Source organism: Acetobacter tropicalis (genome assembly GCF_001580915.1).
Classification (GTDB): domain Bacteria; phylum Pseudomonadota; class Alphaproteobacteria; order Acetobacterales; family Acetobacteraceae; genus Acetobacter; species Acetobacter tropicalis.
Window position 1 is genome coordinate 1 of sequence record NZ_LHZQ01000170.1, and the last position, 19,172, is coordinate 19,172.

Here is a 19,172-nt window from a genome sequence, read left to right on the forward strand (position 1 = left end):
TCATGGGGGTGTTGAGGAACCCGCACACCACGGACGAACAGTGGGCGATGGGTCCGCCACGCTGCCCGCCGTAAGTAAACCCAGAATCTGGAACGGTATGGCGGAACCCAGAAGTCCCGCCAACGCCAGAAGCACCACTCTTTTCGGACTGGAAGACGCAGGCAGATACCGCGTGTAATCAGAAGAATACGATGCCCAAGACAGATTGAAGCTGACAAGAACGCCTGTGGCCAGCAGAAAAGTCTGCCAGCTTACGGGATGATGGGCCGCTATGGGGGCCGTCCCTTCCACCGCCAGCGTAATGCCCATCAGGGCAAAGGTGATCAGCAGTACCCCGCCCAGATATTTCTGCAAAAGCTGCACAACGTGGTGCCCGTAAATGGAGGCCACCATCTGGGTTGCAGCCAGAACACCAAGAGCCAGCCAGAAAGGGGAGGAAATGCCGCCCAGCAGCAACAGCGCCATCAGGGCTGTGGCGGCGGGCACGTTATTTACCGCATCCCACCCGACGCAATAGATCCAGTTCAGAAAGGCAGGAGGGCGGATACCAATCTGCCCCAGCGCCCGGCGGGAGGCCTCCATCTGTGTCAGCCCCATGGCGGGGCCAATGGCGGCGGCAAGGGCAACTGGTAGCGCCCCGATTATGTTGCCGAGCACAATGGCGAGCACCCCGGTCTTGAAATCCAGCCCCATGCTGGTGAGCAACGCCCCCGTCACCCAGCCGCCGGGGCCGAGGTTGGGGGAAAAATGGCTCCAGAAGACACGGTCCATCTTCATGGTCTTCAGTGCAGCGGGCACGGGTTCGCGCACGGATGCGGCTGAAAGCTCTTCCATCAGGCCACCGGGAGAAGAAGCGGAAACGGGGGTGGACTGATGGTTCATGCCGGGGAGGGTCCTCAGGCTAAAAGGGTCATGACAGGTCCGGCTCTGGCATGGTGCCCGCAGCCCCGGTGGGCTGATGGGTGTAATAGGCTTCCGCCAGCCGTATAGGCAGAAGGTCCATAAATCTGGACCCGGCTGCAAGCCATAATGGAAAAACAATGCGTCTTTCGTTGCGGCGCAGGCCACGCAGAATACGGCGGCTGGCGTTATCCACATCTGTCATGCCCGGCATGGGGAAGCGGTTTTGCGCCGTCATGGGGGTGTTGAGGAACCCGCACACCACGGACGAACACAGAATACCTGCCTGCTTCATATTCCCGCCCGTGGCCACCATAAACCGGTCAACTGCCGCCTTCGCCGCGCCATAGGACGGCGTGCCGGGATAAGAGACCAGTCCCGCAACGGAGGAAATGGCGCAGATTCGCCCGCGCATGCCATCCGCCGCACGGGGCTGGCGGCGCATCAACGCCATGGAGGGCAGAACAGTGTTCAGAACGCCATCCATATTGGTGGCAAAAAAGCGTCGTACCTGCTCGTCAGGCTCGTAAGGGGCATCATCCGGGGTTTCGGGCTTGCGGGTGCCCCCGGTAATGCCTGCACAGGCCAATACCAGATCAAGCTGCCCGGTGCTTTTCACCCACTCCGCCATGGTCTGCCGGTCGGCGACATCGCATCGTGCGATGTCCACACCTGCTCCGCGCGAGATGCACTGCCGGGCGGTTTCCATCAGCCGTGTCTCATTCCGTCCGCCCAGATGCAGCATGCGTCCGGGCCGTGCCAGAGTGAGGGCCAGTGAGCGCCCGAGGCCGGAGGAGGCTCCGGTTATCAGAACGGTATTATGTTTCATGGTCGCTCTCTTAACGCGAGACTGTTAGAAGGGCTGCACGCCACAGGGCAAAGCGGGCATGCATGGCGGCCAAGGCCATGCTTTCCCAAGCGTTTGCTGGCGGGTGAGCAACACGGGAGTTGGAACGCGGTATGGTGCAGGGCAGAACGTCTGAAGCAGGGGCGAGGTTGAAACGGCGCGGAGTCTGTTTTGTGATTTCCGCTCCGTCCGGGGCAGGAAAATCGACCATTGCCAACGCCTTGCGGGCCTCCGAGCCCCAGTTGCGCCACTCCGTTTCCGTCACGACGCGCCAGCCACGGCCAGGTGAGAAGGAAGGCGTGCATTACCACTTTCGCACCATGGAGCAGTTCGAGGAAATGGCAGCAACGGGCCAGTTGCTGGAATGGGCCATTGTGTTTGGCCGTGGCTATGGCACGCCCCGCGCTCCCGTAGAGGAAGCGCTGGCTGCAGGGCAGGACATGGTGTTCGATATAGACTGGCAGGGCCACCAGCAGGTGCGTCAGGCATTGCCGGATGACGTTGTCAGCCTGTTTGTGCTGCCACCATCGCTGGAAGAACTGGAGCGCCGCCTGACCTCCCGTGCGTCTGACCATCCGGATGAAATTGCCCGGCGTATGGCGGCCGCGCGTGATGAAATTTCCCACTGGCACGAATTTGATCATGTGGTGGTGAACAAGGATCTGGACCGTGCCATTTTTGAAGCCCGCGCCATTCTGACAGCCGGACGCCTGAAAACCCGGCGGCAAACCGGGCTGGAAGAATTTGTAGGGACGTTTGGAGCCTGAGCCTGATGGATTTTTCGGCTGTTTCCATTCTGTGTGTTGGCGATGTGATGCTGGACCGTTTTTTATACGGCAGCATGGAGCGCATTTCGCCAGAAGCGCCGGTGCCAGTTCTGTTGCTGGACAAGCGGCGGGAAATGGCTGGCGGGGCCGGGAACGTAGCCAGCAACGTAACGGCATTGGGTGGCCGTGCCATTCTGGTGGGGCTGGTGGGGAATGATGAGGCCGGAGGGCTGTTAAGGAGCGCTCTGGCGGCACGCCCGAATGTGGTGGATGCCACCGTGAGCACCACCAGTCGGCCCACAATCTGCAAAACCCGGTTCATAGCCGCCCATCAGCAGGTGGTGCGGACGGACGAGGAAAGCCGTCTGCCTTTGCAGGCGAGCGAAGCCGCGGATTTATGCGCGGCTCTTGAAGCACGTATTGAAGGCGTGCAGGCCGTTGTGGTGTCTGATTACGGCAAAGGGGTTTGCAGCCCGCAGGTGCTGGAAACCGTGTTCCGTGCCGCAAAGGCCCGGAATATTCCGGTGTTTGTGGACCCAAAATCATCAGATTATCGCCTCTATTGCGGGGCCACCTGCATTACCCCCAATGCCCGTGAACTGGCTGAGGCTTCAGGTCTGCCGGTGGAAACCGAGGCGATGGTGGAAGCTGCAGCCCGCAAGGTGATGGCGGACGCGGAAGCCGACGCCATTCTGGCCACGCGTTCTGAAAAAGGCATGATGCTGGTGCAGCGGAATGGCGCGGTTGTCTCCATTCCCACCCGCGCGCGGGAAGTGTTTGATGTCTCCGGTGCTGGGGATACGGTGATTGCCACCATGGCGCTGGCGGTTGGCTCCGGCCTCTCGTTTGAGCAGGCCATGCGTGTGGCCAATGCCGCCGCAGGGGTTGTGGTGGGCAAACTGGGTACTGCCACGGCGGATATTCAGGAAGTGCTGCATGAACTGGATGAACAGTCCGGCCCTGATGAAGCCCCTCATCTGTTGCCGCTGGCAGCGGCGCGGGCACAGGTTCAGCGTTGGCAGGCGCGTGGGTTGAAGGTGGGGTTCACCAATGGCTGCTTTGATATTCTGCACCCCGGCCATGTCAGCCTGCTGGCGGAAGCCCGTGCTGCGTGTGACAGACTGGTGGTGGCCCTGAACACGGATGCCAGCATCAGCCGCCTGAAAGGGCCGGAACGCCCCGTCAACACGCTGGATTCCCGTGCGCGGGTGATGGCTGCCGTACGGTATGTAGACGCAGTTGTGGCGTTTGAGGAAGACACACCTCTGGAAACCATCAAGGCGCTGATGCCGGATGTGTTGATCAAAGGTGCGGACTACAAACCGGAAGACGTGGTGGGGGCCGATGTGGTCACCGCCGCCGGAGGCAGGCTGGTGCTGGCGGATCTGGCACAGGGCCATTCCACAACATCCACCATTAGCCGGATTCGCGGTACGTGATGCCGCAGGGTCTTCAAAGAGCCCCCTTCGGTTCGTCCGTTTTTTCCGGGCAAGGGACTGCTTTGCAGATGGTGCGGGACCGTTTTCAGCGCTGGCTGTTTGAGCAGGCTTTGCCGTTCTGGGCCACAACCGGCTGTGATGGAACGCCGAGCCACCCGGCCATGCGGGGAGCACAGGAAAGTCTGACTCTGGCCGGTGTGCCTGCATTGCCCCCTTTCAAGCGCGTGCGCGTGCAGGCCCGGCAGCTTTTTGTGTTTTCATGGGCCAGTTTGCGGGGCTGGAAGCAGGCGGAGGCGTGCGCAGCAGGGATTTTCGACTTTCTGCTGAAAGCACGCACCCCAGATGGAGGTTGGGTGTGCCGCCTGACGCCGGAGGGAAGCGTGCTGGATGCCACAGCGGATCTGTATGATCTCGCTTTCGTGGTGTTTGCTCTGGCGTGGTACGGCAGACTGGACAAGAGCGGTCATGCCGTGGCGTTGGCACGGGAGACCCTGTGCTGGATTCAGGCCCATATGGGTACGCCTACTGGTGGCTTTTTCAATACGTTGCCGCAAAAGGACGCCCCCCGTCAGCAGAACCCCCATATGCATCTGCTGGAAGCCGTTCTGGCCTTGTATGAGACCACCCGGGACACGGCAGATCTGGTAATGGCGTATGATCTGTATGCGTTGTTCAGCATCCGCTTTCAGGATGCTGAAACAGGCATATTGGGGGAGTTTTTTACGGAGAACTGGCAACCCGCCCTGGGAGAAGCCGGAAACTGGGTGGAGCCCGGCCATCATTTTGAATGGGTATGGCTGCTGCATGAATACACACGGTTGAGCGGGGTGCAGACAGCGCACCAAAGTCAGCGCCTCTACGCGTTTGCGCTGCAGCATGGGGTGAATGTTCACACCGCTTTTGCGTATGACGGCATAGGCCGGGATGGGGCAGTCCTGAAAGCCTCTTCCCGTCTGTGGGTGCAGGGGGAGGCTCTGCGTGGCGTGTTGACCGTCAACCCGCAGGACACCGCAGATCATTTGGCGGCCCGGATGGCGGACACTCTGCTGACCCGCTATTTCATCGGCTGCCCGGAGGGTACGTGGCTGGACCAGTTGGACGCGGCAAGCCAGCCCGCCGTAACGGCCATCCCAACCAGTTCACTCTACCATATCGTCACCGCATTTGAGGCTCTTGATCAGGCGGCTTCTCGCTTGTGAAGTGGGGAGGCGGTGGGGGACTGTGATCAAGTGAGCGCACTGATGAGAGGCCTGATAGCCCTTACGATATTTAAGTCCGGCATCGCCTGACTCTGGGTGCGGAAACAAACCCCCTTGTGTGGCGTGAAAGCTGCCACAACGTATGCAGACGTCATAATGAAGACCTGTTAGAACCAACGGCGTGAGTATGACCAAAACAGCCCCCGCGCGGCCGGAAGACGAAACGCTCCTGTCGCTCTCTCTTCGCCAGCCGCCTGCCAACCTTGAAGCGGAGCAGGCGCTGCTTGGCGCGTTGCTGACCAACAACCGCGCGTATGATCGCGTGTCTGATTTTCTGACCGGCGCACATTTCGCCAACGAGGTGAATGGCCGCATTTATGATGCCATTGCCCGCCGCATTGAAAATGGTCAGCTGGCAGACCCGGTTACTTTGCGGGCAGAGCTGGAAAACTCGGGTATCCTCTCCGAGGTGGGTGGCATGGCCTATATGGGCAAGCTGCTGACCTCCATGGTGGGGATCATCAATGCCGGGGATTATGGGCGCGCCATTCATGATGCTTGGATTCGGCGGCAACTGATTGATATTGGCGAGGGCGTGGTCAACAACGCCTTCGGTGCAACGTCTGATCTGTCGGGCCCGGACCAGATTGCGGCAGGGGAAGAAGCGCTTTTCCGGCTGGCAACTGAAAAAGGGCAGGATGGCGGTTTTGTCGGTTTTGACCGTGCGCTGGCCAACGCCATTCATACGGCGGAGCAGGCGTTCAAGAACGAAGGACACGTCTCCGGCCTGACCTCCGGCCTGCGTGATTTTGATAAGAAAACCGGCGGTCTGCACCCCTCTGATCTTCTGATTCTCGCCGGCCGTCCCGCCATGGGGAAGACGGCGCTGGCCACCAAGATTGCGTTCTCTGCTGCACGCGCTCTGATGCAGGATGCCGAGGATAAAGGGCCGGGGGTGCAGCCCAAAGGGGCCGTTGCCATTTTCTCGCTGGAAATGTCGGCGGAACAGCTTGCCGCCCGTATTCTGTCAGAACAGTCCGAGGTTTCCAGCGAACGTATCCGTCGTGGTGATATTGGGCAGAAGGAGTTTGACCGGTTTGTGCGTGTGAGCCGCGAACTGGCGCGCCTTCCGCTGGTGATTGATGATACACCGGCCATTTCCCTTTCCGCCATGCGGACACGCTGCCGCCGATTGAAGCGGACCAAGGGCCTAAGCCTTGTGGTGGTCGATTACCTTCAGTTGATGCGTCCTTCCGTGGGAACGCGCCCTGAAAGCCGCGTGCTGGAAATCTCGATGATCACGCAGGGGCTGAAAGCCATTGCAAAGGAACTGGAAGTGCCGGTTATCGCACTTTCCCAGCTCTCGCGTCAGGTGGAAAGCCGGGAAGACAAGCGCCCCATGTTGTCTGACTTGCGTGAATCCGGCTCGATCGAGCAGGACGCCGATGCCGTGATGTTTGTCTATCGTGATGAATATTATCTGCAGCAGCGCATGCCCAAGGAAACGGCCTTCGATTCCATGGATAAATACTCAGCGGCCCTTGATGACTGGCAGCGCAAGATGGGGCTGGTGCATAACAAGGCAGAATTGATTCTGGAAAAACAGAGACACGGGCCCACCGGCACCGTACATCTGTATTTTGAAGGCGAATACACACGCTTTACAGATCTGGATACCATTCACGAAGATCAGATTCGGTAATTAATGGTATGGGAGAGTGCACATGCTCTCAGTCCAGACCTGTTGCCGTATCATGACCTGTTTGTGGAAACTGGAAAGAAAAAGCCGGGCTCAGAAGGCCCGGCTTTTTTGTCAGCTTTTGGGTAAGGCAAGAGAAGCGGGCATCGATATGGGAATTTGGTGTTCCTGAAACGCCTGCCACAGATCATACAGCGCTTCACTCCGTACGGCAGCCGTATCCAGCCCCGAGCGGGCGCGGGCCGTGCCGGTCAGTAATGCTGAGCCATCTGTTACGGATGAGATGCTTGCGGTCGGGGCCAGTTGCGGGTCAACATTTTTGCAGGCGGCAAGTGTGGCCACCACCACATCCATGGCTTTTTGCAGATCAGAGGCAAACGGTAGCTGAAGGGTGACGGTAAACACGCCCGGTTTTTCAGCTCGCGTGGCGTTGCGCACGGCAGAGGTTATGAACTGGGAGTTCGGCACAATCATGGTGGAGCCGTCCGCCAGCTTGATGTTGGTGGATCGCACGCTGATACGGGCAACCTCACCATGGGCGCCGGCAATATCCACCACATCCCCAATGGAGACGGGGCGTTCGGCCATCAGGATAATGCCAGAGACAAAGTTCTGCACAATGGATTGCAGGCCAAAACCAATCCCCACGGAGAGGGCGCTGACCACCCATGTCATGCTCTTCATGGTGACACCAAGGGCAGACGCTATGCTCAGCCCCACCAGAATCCATGCGGAATAGGTAATGATGCTCAGGATGGAGGCCTGCGCCCCGATATCCAGCCGGGTGGTTGGGAAGAAGCGCTGCCGGAACCAGTTTTTAAGAGTGCGGATGGCGTAGTGCCCAATGATCGGCAAAATCGCACACAGTAGGATGGTATCCAGCGAGATGTGGAAACTGCCTTCCGCCGTGCTTGTGCCGTTTTGCCCCCGAAAGACATACAGAATGCGGTTGCCGACCTGAGCCGGGTCAAAATCCGCACCAGCCGTTGCCACGGAAAACGCCACAACCAGCAGAAACACGCTGATCAACCCCGGAACGACAACACTGGCCTGATCCACCAGCCGGGCGGCGAGGCCAAGTTGCACCAGATGCTGCCCGATTGGGCCATGGGATGGAAAAACGCTGCTGCCCAGAGCAGTAGCCAGAAGGGCCAGGAGCAGCAGGCCTGTCATGGTGATGGCCATGACCGAAACCCAGGAAATAATGGTGTAAGCCAACGGAATATAGCCAGAAAGAACGGCCAGCCAGCAGATAATACAGATGGTCATGGCAACCGTGCGCAGGAAAGGTGCCACCGTGGGGTGGCTACCCGAACCTTCTTCTGCGGAAATGCGCAGTTGGCGGGGAATGGCAAACAGCAGCGGGCTGACTGCCAGCGTGTAAAGTCCGTCCAGCAACTGTACTGGCAGAATGCTCAGGCCGCTTTTGGTGTCCACATAGCGCAGGATACCGCGCACAATCAGCGCAACGGCAAACCAGATGGGAAACAGCCGCAGATTGTGTGCAACCTTGTCCGGCATGGGAAACACCCGCCATTCCGGCTTGCTGGCCAGCAGGCTGATGCCCAGTTCAATAACAAAGCCGCACAGGGGCACCTGAGTGGCCACCATATCGGCCAGTGTATCCAGATCTTCCCCCAACGCCGGATTATTGAGCGCAATGGTGCCCCACACAATACGGAAGGCAAAAGCCCATGCGGCAACACTGATAGCGGCACACACAACAGTAGCGGCGATCGGGCGGATGCGGCCCGTGGGCAGAAACCGGGCTACCAGCATGCGCACCGGATTATGGCAGAAAAAATAAAGTGTCAGCAGGAGGCCGCCTGAAATCAGGCCGCCTAAGGTCCAGAGGGCATGGGTGCCCCGGAAGGCTTCAACCAGAACCGCACTTCCTTCCTGCGCAAGGCTGGTAAGGCGGTCCACATCATCCCCGGATGTGGCAATAAGTTGGGTCCAGAACGTGATGCCCAGAGGAGAGGGGAAACGTTGGGTAAGGGTGGCCTGCTGAATGGCCGTGCCGTGCTGGCGCAGTTCATCCACCAGTTGCTGGGCCTCAAGCTGGTAGAGTTTCAGCCGCGTAATCCGTCCGGAAATATCGCGCTGCTTGGCCGTCAGAGCCCTGCGCTGCTCCGTGATGGAAGCTGCCTCAGGCGGTGCATCCTTGGCGGGGGGCTTCCCCAGAATATCCAGAAAACTCTGATATACGGACTCGTACGGTTTAATCTTGGCAAGCAGTGCGTCTGTGCGGGCTGAAACAGTGGAGGCGCGTTTGAGAAGAGATGCAAAAACGGCTGCGTTTTCGCCCTTTGAGTAGTTTTTCAGGCTGTCCTGATAGATGCTCCGGATCTCGTTATTGATCTGATCCAGCGTGGCATCCGTGGCGACGGCGGAAATATCCGAGATAAGGGGAGTAGCCGGTGTGGCGGGCTGAGAGGCCTGTTTGGTATCAGCCTCCGCCGCCCAGGCCTGTGTAGGAAAAGGAAGAGGAGAGACTGCCAGCCCCAGAAGCAGGACGGCAAGAGCAGGAAAAAACGCACGAAACGGCTTGATGATCATCAGTCTTCTCTACACCTCACCACACACAATACTCCCTTGCCAAACGTGGCAGCCAACAAGGGGGTTGCGCTCTCATAAGGTGAAAAAAGCGGATAACGCTATGGAATACCTCAGAATCAGCGTTGGCAGCGGGCGAATGAGCAGGAAAAAGGCCCTGCTTTTCCAAAGCCCGTTCCCATTCTTGAGCGGGGTGCGGGAAAGAGAAGATGCCAAAGGCGAGCAGGGTAAAAGAACAGAAACGCTCTTAAAAAACCTGCTTATTTATGGTTGCTGTGCAGATGATCGTGATAGCCGTATTTTTCCCACTGGGCCGGGGTGGTCAGGTGCTTGGGTTCGCTTTTGAACATGCCACAGGCTGAGAGCGCAAAAGCACATACCAGCATCATAACCGCGTGTTTCATGGTCTCTTTCCTGAAAGGATCTGTTCCTGCTTCTATCTCATTCGCAAGGAAGGCGGGCAAGCAGGCACGATAAAAAAGCGAAAGAAAATCTATGGAAGGGCCTTGGAAGAAGGCAGAAAGAAGGCCCCCTTATTTACGCAATTCCATGGTGATGGGGCCTTCCCGGCGACCATGGGTAAACTGGTCCACCATGGCGTTGCCGCTGTGCATGAGGGACGAGGCTGGTCCCTGCCAGATCAACTGCCCCTTGTAGAGCATGGCGGCTTCATCCCCGATCCGTTGGGCAGACGCCATGTCATGCGTGATGGCAATGGCGGTGGAGCCCAGCTTTTTCACGCAGTCCACAATCAGGCCATCAATGACCGCGCCCATGATCGGGTCCAGCCCGGTGGTGGGTTCATCAAAGAACAGAATGTCCGGCGTTGCGGCAATGGCGCGGGCAAGCCCCACGCGCTTCTGCATCCCACCAGAAAGTTCGGAGGGGTAGAGATCACCCACGGAAGGGTCCAGCCCCACCTGTGCCAGAATAGACCCGGCATGGTCCCGCGCCTGTGGGCGCTTGAGCCGCTTGCGGGCCAGCAGGCCGAAGGTCACGTTCTCCCACACCGGCAGACTGTCAAACAGGGCTGCGTTCTGGAAAAGCATGCCAATTTCACCGCGCAGAGCTTCCCGGCGTTTGTCCGTGGCAGTGAGAATGTTTTCGCCATCAATCTCAATGGTGCCGGAATCGGGAATGATCAGGCCCAGAATGCAGCGCAGCAGCACGGATTTCCCGCTGCCAGACCCGCCGATGATGACAAAGGATGTGCCCTGCGCCACGTCCAGATTGACGCCATCCAGCACTTTTTTGGTGCCGAAGGATTTGTGCAGATCGCGGATGCGGATCTTGGGAAGGTTCGCGCTCATTGTGAGAAAAACAGATCTGTCAGGAGGTAATCAAAGGCCAGCAACAGAATGGAGGCCACAACCACCGCCGCTGTTGTGGCGGAGCCAACGCCTTCTGCGCCGCCCTTGCTGTTGTAGCCGTAGTAGCAGCCCATCAGCGCAATCAGGAACCCGAACAATGCGGCCTTGACCAGCCCGACCGTGACATCAATAGCTTTCAGGGAGTTCAGGGTAGAGGTGATATAGGCGTTGGGGGAGAAGCCCAGCTTCATGACACATACGGTAAAACCGCCAGCAACCCCCAGAACATCCGCCACCAGCACCAGCAGAGGCAGGGCAATCAGGCCCGCCAGCAGGCGTGGGGCCACCAGATATTTCATGGGGTTGGTGGAGAGGGTGGTCAGGGCGTCAATCTGATCTGTGACGCGCATGGTGCCAATCTGTGCTGCCATGGCGGCCCCTACGCGGCCCGCTACCATCAGGCCCGCCAGAACGGGGCCGAGTTCACGGGTTACGGCCAGCACCACAATTCCAGCAATGGCGCTTTGCACATGATACTGCGCAAACCCAGTATAGGATTGCAGCGCAATAACACCGCCTGAAAACAGGGCTGTCAGCGCTACCACGGGCAGCGAGAAAAAGCCGGTTTCCAGAAAAGCGCCCAGAAAGACGCGCCCGTAAAATGGAGGGCGCACAATGTGGGAAAGGCCTTCAAGCGCGAACAGAGCCAAAGAGCCCGCAGCCCGTATCAAGGCAAGGGTGCCGCGACCCAGTCCGGCCACGAGATTGAGCAACATATCCATTCGGTCTGGTTGTCCGCTCCTGTTGGCGAGTGTCAAGGCACGTTCTAGCTGCCGTAGCCTGACAATGGGGGGTGCGTCAAAGTCTGAAGTCTGTTTTCAGCCTCGTCCTTCTCCGTTTAGCCAAGAAAGAAGGCCATAAAGCGTACGCAAAACGTGCCTATTGCAGGGCTGCCCCATTGCAGGGCGCGGCGTGTGAGGGCATTGGTGTGGCACAGAAAATATGCCTCCCCATAAATCTGGTAAGGGTTAGGGGCGGCAAAAGTCAGAAGGCGGGAGGACAGAAAGTGCGCATAGCCATGATCGGCGGCGGATATGTCGGGCTTGTATCCGGAGCGTGTTTTGCCGAATTCGGCATCAATGTTTCCATTGTTGAAACCAATCCGGCGCGACTGTCCGCCCTGCGGGATGGCCGTATTCCCATCTACGAACCGGGGTTGGATGCACTTGTGTCCTCTAACAGTCAGGCTGGGCGTCTGACATTTGGGGATGATATTGCCCAGGCGGTGACCGGGGCGGAAGCGGTGTTCATTGCCGTTGGCACACCGCCCCGGAATGGGGACGGCGCTGCGGACCTTCAATACGTGCACGCTGCTGCGCGCCAGATTGCGGAAGCCCTGACGGGCTATGCGGTAATTGTCACGAAATCCACCGTGCCCGTGGGCACCAGCCGCCGGATTGCGGAAATTATTCGCCAGACGCGCCCTGATGCCGATTTTGATGTGGCTTCCAACCCGGAATTCCTGCGCGAAGGCAATGCTATTGGGGATTTCATGCGGCCTGACCGGGTGATTATCGGGCTTGATCAGCGTCAGCCGGAACGGGCCAGCCGGGCGGAACAAGTGCTGCGGCAGGTGTATCGTCCGCTTTCCGTGGTTGAAGCGCCGCTGTTGTTCACAGGGCTGGAAACAGCGGAACTGACCAAATACGCGTCCAATTCCTTTCTTGCCATGAAGATTTCCTTCATCAATGAAATGGCGGATCTGTGCGAAAAACTGGGTGCGAATGTGCATGATCTTGCCCGGGGCATGGGCATGGACAAGCGTATTGGCCGGGATTTTCTGCAGCCCGGTCCGGGGTACGGTGGCTCCTGCTTCCCCAAGGATACGCTGGCGCTCTCCCGCATTGCTCAGGAAGCGCATAGTGCATGCCGCTTGGTAGAAACCACCGTACAGGTGAATGAAGCCCGTAAGGCAGGTATGGCCGGGCGTATTGCGGCTGCGTGTGGTGGGTCCGTTGCAGGCAAGACGGTTGGCGTGCTGGGGCTGACTTTCAAACCCGAGACAGACGACATGCGCGAATCTGCCTCCATCCCGATTCTGCATCGTCTGGCAGAAGCGGGCGCAACGATCCGCGCGTATGATCCTGTTGGCATGGCTGCCGCCAAGCCGCTTCTGCCGCAGGATGTGGTGTACTGCACCGATGCGCTGGAAGTAGCAGAAGGTGCCGATGTGCTGGTGGTGCTGACGGAATGGAACATGTTCCGCGCGCTCTCTCCGGCAGAACTGGCCAAGCGGATGCGCAATGGTGTGATTGTTGATCTGCGCAATATTTTTGATCCGGCCGCCATGCGGGCGGCGGGCCTGACCTACGAGTCTGTTGGTCGCCCTTGAGCCTTGGATGTTTTAGCCTTACATCATTCTGAATGAGAACAAGGATAGAACATCGTGGCTAAAAAACCGTCCCGCCAGTTTGTCTGCCGGGCCTGTGGGGCGGTGTATCCCAAATGGATCGGCCAGTGCGAAGCGTGTGGAGAATGGAACACGCTGGTGGAGGAAACGGCTGAACCTCTAGCGGCGTCCTCACCCCGTGCGGCTGGCAAGGGGCGCCGGGTGAAGCTTGAAGGGTTGGAGGGCATGGCTGCTCCTCCGCCCCGTACCCAGACCGGTATTGTGGAACTTGACCGCGTGCTGGGGGGCGGACTGGTCCCGGCTTCGGTCGTGCTGGTGGGGGGAGACCCCGGTATTGGCAAGTCCACGCTGCTGCTTCAGGCGGCGTGTCGTCTGGCTGGCAAGGGCGAGCGTGTTCTCTATATTTCAGGCGAAGAAGCGGTCGATCAGATTCGCCTGCGCGCTCTGCGTCTTGGCGTTGGCACCGCCACGTTGGATCTGGCTGCGTCCATCAATGTGATGGATATTGTGGCCACATTGGAAGCCGAGCCTGATGTGCGGGCGGTGGTAATCGATTCCATTCAGACCATGTGGCTTGAAACGGTGGAAAGTGCCCCCGGCACTGTTTCTCAGGTGCGGGCCTGTGCGTTTGAACTCATCCGTCTGGCCAAGCGCCGCGGCTTCAGCCTGATACTGGTCGGGCATGTTACCAAGGAAGGCGCGTTGGCGGGCCCGCGTGTGCTGGAGCACATGGTGGATGCCGTCATGTATTTTGAAGGCGACCGAGGGCACCAGTTCCGTATTTTGCGCGCCGCGAAGAACCGTTTTGGCGCAACGGATGAAATTGGCGTGTTTGCCATGACGGACAGAGGGCTTGAGGAAGTGAGCAATCCTTCCGCCCTGTTCCTGGCTGAGCGGCGCGGCAATATTGCCGGGTCTGCCGTTTTTGCCGGGTTGGAGGGCACGCGCCCCGTACTGCTTGAAGTGCAGGCGCTGCTTTCTCCCAAAAGTGGAGATGGCGCGCCCCGCCGGACCGTGGTGGGGTGGGATAGTGGCAGGCTGAACATGCTGCTGGCCGTGCTGGAAACACGCTGTGGCCTGAAACTCTCCGGTATGGATGTCTATCTGAATGTGGCCGGGGGCCTGAAAGTGGCGGAGCCAGCGGCAGATCTTGCCGTGGCGGCAGCCCTGATTTCCGCGGCCAGCGGTGCGCCTACCAGTTCTGGTGAAGTCTATTTTGGTGAAGTGGGATTGTCAGGAGAAATCCGGCAGGTGGCGCAGGCAGATGCGCGCCTGAAAGAAGCCGCCAAATTGGGGTTTGATCGTGCCGTGCTGCCCCGCCGTATTGCGCGCGGCAGTGCGCGCAGCAAACCACCAGAAGGGCTTGCCCTGCGCGAGATTGGGCACCTTTCAGACCTGATCAGCGCGGAAATGGAAGCTGAATAGATCTGGCAGGTCAAAAACCGGATTGTCAGAGGCACTGGGCATCGCTATAGTGCGCGCCACAGAACGCGGATGTAGTTCAATGGTAGAACGGCAGCTTCCCAAGCTGCATACGGGGGTTCGATTCCCCTCATCCGCTCCAACTGCAATTTTCCCAATGAAAACAATGACTTGCAAACATCAGCCGGAAGCAACTGATGCCGTGTTGGTAGTAGTTCAGCGGTAGTCCTTCACATGCTCAAGAAGCCCCCTATCACCACAAGGGCGACCGAGAAGGACTCTGATATGTTTGGGTTGAAGCTGACAGGCGGCAGAACGTGGTCTGCTCGTCTTTCCATTCCCCGTGACCGCTGGCAGGACGTAGGGCTGGCCTATCAGACGAAATCAGGCATCAAGCAGGATGCTATCATGTCTCTTCAGACAAGGGACAAGAATGAAGCTATCCAGCGCCGTGGGGCTGCTTTGGAAGCCTTACGCTCTCAGGTGAATGAGAAGCTGGCAGCCATAGGCAAGCGGCCTCTTGAGGGAGACTGGAAGCCCCGCACGGTCGCAGAGCGGGCTGTGAATGATGCCTTGTCAGCCAAGAAGGTCATTGCAGAAGCCAGCACGGCTTATTCCCCAGACAGAAATGCTGACGGCACAGTGAATGAGAACGTGCCAACCAATGAACAGGACCACCTGCACCATGTGTTGACCAGTCAGGCAGAGGACGTGGCAGAGAGCCTGTCAGATGAAGAGGGGCATCAGTATCTCAGCACATTCATGGACACTCTGGAGGGCACAGCAACGCCTCTGGGACCCCTGCTGGACCGTTGGTTGGCTTCTGAAAGCAAGACGGTGTCCAATGGACTGATAGACCGGCACAAGCGCGTTCTCAGCGTCTTTGGTGAGTATCTGGCTTCTGAACAGTTTGTGTCGGAGGGAAGGCCGTTCAAAGCAGCGGAAAAAGGGATGCCCTCTCGGCCTGTCCTGAAGTCTTTTCCTGTTCAGAAGGTGGACAAGAAACTGGCAAGGCGCTTCCGTGAATGGATTGAGGATAGAAAAGCAGCCAACACGGTAAACGCCTATCTTTCTTCTTTGCGGTCTTTCTGGACGTGGCTGGTGGATGCAGGGGAAGCAGATAGTAACCCGTGGGCTGGAATGTCCCGTGGTCTGAAGAAGTTGGCAAAGAGAGACATTTCCCCTGATGCTGAAAAGCGGCCATTCACCGAACAAGAAATGCTGGCACTGCTGACAGGTGAGCCAAACAGCAGAGACCCAAGAATGGCCCTGATGCTGCATGACGTGTTCAGGCTGGGCTTGCTGACAGGGGCAAGGCAGAATGAACTGTGCAGCCTCACAGTTGGCCGGGTGGTTGTGCCTGATAACCCGGAAGATGAACTGTGGGGCATTTCGATAACCAGAGACGTGGCAAAGACGGACAATTCAGTCAGGACAATTCCTCTGCATCCTCTGGTCAGGCCAATCATTGAAAGAAGACTGATTGCCGCAAAGAGAACAGGTGAACCAGACGCACCGTTGTTCCCTGAGTGCCCTCCGGGTGGAGCAGACCACAAGAGGGGCTGGACGTTCTCAAAGCACTTCCTGCGTTATCGTCATCAGATATTGGGTAAAGAGGAGAATGGAACTGACTTCCACAGCACAAGGCGATGCTTTGCCACGTTCATGGAAACAGCTTTGGCTAACGGGGCAGCAGCTTGCACCGAATTGGTTTGTGACCACCTGATTGGGCACAAGTCAGAACGTCTGGCAGCTAACACATATGCAGCGAAGCGGTTTGACTGGTTGCTCTATTCGGAGGCTATTCGGGGCATGGTGGACAAGGGGGTGCCTGAGCGAGTGAAAGAGGCCCTGAGTTGCTAACCTGAAAGCCCACACAGAGCCCCTCTGTTCCCTCCGGTCTGTTGGGCCGGAAAGGTCTGAAAGAGTCTGTGTGGGCTTCTGTCACGTCCTGTGGTCGATTTAGTTTTCAGAGAACGGACAATCTATCGCCTAGCGGCCCCTCAAACGCACAAATCAAGTTGATCAATGTGCCGTGCTTCGTTCAGCATACCCAGAACTGAGACAATGGCTTCATATTCCCCTGTTAGCCGAACACGTCTCTTTCCCTCTGCTGCATCAGGACCAAGGGCAATCTTCTCGGCTGCATAGAGGCTGGCATCGTCAGCATGGAAAGCAAGCAGGCGTTTCGCTTCATCTTCACTGACCTTCAGTTCGTCAGCAATGTCCGTTGTGGACTTTCCTGCGTCTGCCAGTTCCACAGCCCGGTGCAGCTTGTTCATGGTCGCTGATGGGCGTCTATGTCTGCCCTTGGAAATGCTGTCTTGAGTGTTCTCTGTCGGGGTTCCCAATGTCATGTGATCGACATTGCAGCAGGCAGGGTTGTCGCACAGGTGGAGAATAACGAAAGGCTTGCCGGTTTTCTGGTCAATCGGGATGGGCCCATGCTCGGCTTCCCATGCTACCCGGTGGGCACACTTCACCTTTCCATTGAGCCAGATTTGGCCGTGGCCGTCATTGGTTTTTGCCCCTCCGAATGTCTGGCAGGGACTTGGCAGGCCGTAGGGTGCTGGGGTTTCTTTCAGTTTGTCTTTCAGTCTGTCGATGACTGATGCTGTTTGTCTTGTCATGTTGTTTTCTCAATTCAATGAATAGATGCGGACGGGGCCATTGCCGCCTTTGCCCGCTTTACTGTTGCTGTTCCCATGCCTGAGAGTTCAGACAGGGCAGGAGTTGGGAGATAAGCGTAGTCATTCAGAAGCCATGATAGGCGGTCCTGCTTCCGCTTAAAATCTGACACACTACTTATGATCTGGGGCCATCCAAGAGATGCCACCACTTCTGGCAGTCGCTCTTTCCAGAAGACAGGGAAAGGAAAACTCCTCGCCCCTCCGCTCAACCGGATACTGTGCTTACCAGATGGGTCGATATTCTGCCCGTAGCCACCTTTTATCGTTTTCTCAGTTGCTAGTGAGCGTGATTGGGTTCGACCGTATGGAGCCAGTTCTAGCCAGCCGTGATGAATCAGCAGGCGTCTGGTTGTTTCTTCAGATGGTAACGGGCCGGAAACACCTTCAGACAACCACAGACTTTGATCGGATGCCATCTCAGACACTGTCACGCCCTTGGATAGGCTCGTGCTAGCGGACTTATTGGCAAACATCTTTCTGTCAGGCTGCGCTTTCGCTTGATAAAGGGAAGTCTTGTGATTTGAACTTCCGTAGTCATAAACTGGCGCAGACCAATGATCGTAAGAAGCTTTGGCGATCTTGTAGTAATACTTCACGACGTCCGGGTTGTCTCTGTATAAGCGGCTCTGAGCCGTTTCGAGGGAACAGGGGCCGTCAAGAAGCATGTCGTTGATAGAGAAACGAATGCGCAACTGGTCTTCACCAGAGACATTCGGTCGGGCTAAGCCCGTTTTATGGGATGCCATCCCGTGAAATGATCCTCTTAAGTTATGATAGAGAAGATCGGAACGCTGTTCCAGATACTTCACGGACTCACTTAGGCTTTGTAGAAATGTTTTACAACATTCTGCCACGCTATAATTCTACTTAAACAGGAAAATGATCCTCTTAAGTTATGATAGAGCAGGCCATCTGTGAGACTGACCTTCGGTGGTGACTTCACAGGTTTCTGCTCGGTAGTCTTGAAGCTGATCTTGTTTATTCAGACCAAATTATATCAATAATCAGATTATCTTGGTCAGCAGTCTTTCTGGGTCTTTAGGCTATGCAGGCACCTGCCAGTTCTGTGGTCTGGAAATAGCCTGCATGAGCATTACTGCTGCCTGACAACATTATATGAAGTGATTATCTTGGTCAGCAGTCTTACTGAAGCCTTTACGCCGTGGCGACTCCTGAAGGATACTGAGGGTCTCTCCGAAAGGGGCAGCTATTTCACTATATTTTTCATTTGTTATTGATTATATAAGGAAGATTACGGAATTAGCTTGTCTGTTCAAGTCAGGCCCTAGATACTTCTATATGCAGACCACCAGATGCCGGGACCGGATACCTCCCGACCCCAAAGATGGCACTGAGGCGGCTGGGCGAAGCTGGAAAAGGCTGGAAGTCATTATGCGTCCAACACCACCAGCGGGGCCAGCTTTAACCCTCATTCTGAATTTGGAAATCCTGAGCCAATTTGAAATTTAGGGACCGGCAATGGGACCCAGCCGTGCCTTAGCTTCGCTCAGAAGCGATTGACGGCCCTCAGCCGTGAAAAGAGACTCATGGTTGCCCGCTGAGTGGCCTGTGCTGTCTTGCTGGTGTCATTGTGCCGGAAGGGATGCTCATGGGCTGTGCGGGCTTCTGTGAGTCTCTGCGTGGTGGCGCGGTCCTCAGTCAGATTTTGCCGAAATGCCGCAATGCTTCTTCCACTTGAGGACGGCGGTGGTCAGGGCACGGATGAACTCGTTTGTCTGGATGCTGACGATTGGGTGCTTTGCGGCTGGTCTTTCCATGCTCGGACAAGATGTGAGCAATCCAGCAGGTTTTGGCAGTAAATCCGTATTCCTTTTTCACCCATGCCTGAATGTCCGAATAGGTAGCCATGTTCATTTTCTCGCTTTGGATAGACTCTCGACGCGGAAATCTCACAGAAGGGTTGTACATCGGG

Annotated in this window: 16 protein-coding genes, 1 tRNA gene and 1 pseudogene; 8 read left to right on the forward strand and 10 right to left on the reverse strand. The window is 57.3% G+C overall.

Annotation, left to right across the window (positions count from 1 at the left end; genetic code table 11):
* Nucleotides 1–39: 39 nt before the first annotated feature.
* The 3 genes and pseudogenes from AD944_RS03585 to AD944_RS17350 all read right to left on the reverse strand — a co-directional run.
* Nucleotides 40–882: pseudogene (locus AD944_RS03585) on the reverse strand (cytosine permease); the annotation flags it as partial.
* A 28-nt stretch (nucleotides 883–910) separates the two neighbouring features.
* A complete protein-coding gene (locus AD944_RS03590) occupies nucleotides 911–1,729 on the reverse strand; it encodes an SDR family NAD(P)-dependent oxidoreductase (RefSeq protein ID WP_045542150.1) in 819 nt (272 codons plus the stop codon).
* 10 nt (nucleotides 1,730–1,739) lie between these two features.
* Complete coding sequence (locus AD944_RS17350; protein ID WP_231873645.1) at nucleotides 1,740–2,012, reverse strand: hypothetical protein; 273 nt, start codon at nucleotides 2,010–2,012, stop codon at nucleotides 1,740–1,742.
* Between AD944_RS17350 and gmk the strand changes: the two genes are divergently transcribed.
* The 4 genes from gmk to AD944_RS03610 all read left to right on the forward strand — a co-directional run bounded on the left by gmk (nucleotide 1,921) and on the right by AD944_RS03610 (nucleotide 6,854).
* Nucleotides 1,921–2,514, forward strand: coding sequence for a guanylate kinase (gene gmk, locus AD944_RS03595; protein WP_006560273.1), 594 nt, complete (start codon nucleotides 1,921–1,923; stop codon nucleotides 2,512–2,514). The two genes, AD944_RS17350 and gmk, sit on opposite strands and share 92 nt — an antisense overlap.
* 5 nt (nucleotides 2,515–2,519) lie before the next feature.
* A complete protein-coding gene (gene rfaE1, locus AD944_RS03600) occupies nucleotides 2,520–3,953 on the forward strand; it encodes a D-glycero-beta-D-manno-heptose-7-phosphate kinase (protein ID WP_045542151.1) in 1,434 nt (477 codons plus the stop codon).
* The gene (locus AD944_RS03605) at nucleotides 3,953–5,152 is read left to right on the forward strand and encodes an AGE family epimerase/isomerase (protein WP_236709182.1); all 1,200 of its coding nucleotides are present in this window, start codon (nucleotides 3,953–3,955) and stop codon (nucleotides 5,150–5,152) included. The genes rfaE1 and AD944_RS03605 overlap by 1 nt, the downstream gene beginning before the upstream one ends.
* 187 nt (nucleotides 5,153–5,339) lie before the next feature.
* Entirely contained in the window at nucleotides 5,340–6,854 is a 1,515-nt protein-coding gene (locus tag AD944_RS03610; protein WP_006559781.1) for a replicative DNA helicase, read from the forward strand.
* A gap of 111 nt (nucleotides 6,855–6,965) precedes the next feature.
* Here AD944_RS03610 and AD944_RS03615 read toward each other — a convergent pair whose 3' ends face one another.
* The 4 genes from AD944_RS03615 to AD944_RS03625 form a co-directional block, all read right to left on the reverse strand.
* Complete coding sequence (locus AD944_RS03615) at nucleotides 6,966–9,410, reverse strand: DUF3772 domain-containing protein (RefSeq protein WP_045542152.1); 2,445 nt, start codon at nucleotides 9,408–9,410, stop codon at nucleotides 6,966–6,968.
* A gap of 257 nt (nucleotides 9,411–9,667) precedes the next feature.
* A complete protein-coding gene (locus AD944_RS17010; protein ID WP_166443760.1) occupies nucleotides 9,668–9,811 on the reverse strand; it encodes a hypothetical protein in 144 nt (47 codons plus the stop codon).
* A 129-nt stretch (nucleotides 9,812–9,940) separates the two neighbouring features.
* Nucleotides 9,941–10,717, reverse strand: a complete 777-nt coding sequence (locus AD944_RS03620) for an ABC transporter ATP-binding protein (protein WP_045542153.1) — start codon at nucleotides 10,715–10,717, stop codon at nucleotides 9,941–9,943.
* Entirely contained in the window at nucleotides 10,714–11,499 is a 786-nt protein-coding gene (locus AD944_RS03625) for an MlaE family ABC transporter permease (RefSeq protein ID WP_035378138.1), read from the reverse strand. The genes AD944_RS03620 and AD944_RS03625 overlap by 4 nt, the downstream gene beginning before the upstream one ends.
* Nucleotides 11,500–11,795: 296 nt before the next feature.
* Here AD944_RS03625 and AD944_RS03630 point away from each other — a divergent pair, with 296 nt between their 5' ends.
* From AD944_RS03630 to AD944_RS03645, 4 genes are all read left to right on the forward strand, one after another.
* Complete coding sequence (locus AD944_RS03630; RefSeq protein WP_035378140.1) at nucleotides 11,796–13,109, forward strand: UDP-glucose dehydrogenase family protein; 1,314 nt, start codon at nucleotides 11,796–11,798, stop codon at nucleotides 13,107–13,109.
* Between the two features lie 54 nt (nucleotides 13,110–13,163).
* The gene (radA, locus tag AD944_RS03635; protein ID WP_045542154.1) at nucleotides 13,164–14,552 is read left to right on the forward strand and encodes a DNA repair protein RadA; all 1,389 of its coding nucleotides are present in this window, start codon (nucleotides 13,164–13,166) and stop codon (nucleotides 14,550–14,552) included.
* A gap of 65 nt (nucleotides 14,553–14,617) precedes the next feature.
* Nucleotides 14,618–14,691: transfer RNA gene (locus AD944_RS03640), tRNA-Gly, on the forward strand.
* Nucleotides 14,692–14,834: 143 nt separating this feature from the next.
* Nucleotides 14,835–16,412 (forward strand): tyrosine-type recombinase/integrase, encoded by a 1,578-nt coding sequence (locus AD944_RS03645; RefSeq protein WP_045542155.1) that lies wholly within the window; start codon nucleotides 14,835–14,837, stop codon nucleotides 16,410–16,412.
* Between the two features lie 140 nt (nucleotides 16,413–16,552).
* On the opposite strand, the gene AD944_RS03650 is transcribed toward AD944_RS03645, so the two are convergent.
* The 3 genes from AD944_RS03650 to AD944_RS03660 form a co-directional block, all read right to left on the reverse strand.
* Complete coding sequence (locus AD944_RS03650; RefSeq protein WP_052427149.1) at nucleotides 16,553–17,179, reverse strand: HNH endonuclease; 627 nt, start codon at nucleotides 17,177–17,179, stop codon at nucleotides 16,553–16,555.
* Between the two features lie 14 nt (nucleotides 17,180–17,193).
* Nucleotides 17,194–17,985 carry a hypothetical protein gene (locus tag AD944_RS03655; RefSeq protein ID WP_052427150.1) on the reverse strand — a complete coding sequence of 264 codons (792 nt, stop codon included), beginning with the start codon at nucleotides 17,983–17,985 and terminating at the stop codon, nucleotides 17,194–17,196.
* A 913-nt stretch (nucleotides 17,986–18,898) separates the two neighbouring features.
* On the reverse strand, nucleotides 18,899–19,172 hold a 274-nt coding region (locus AD944_RS03660; RefSeq protein ID WP_248845804.1), incomplete at its 5' end, for a hypothetical protein.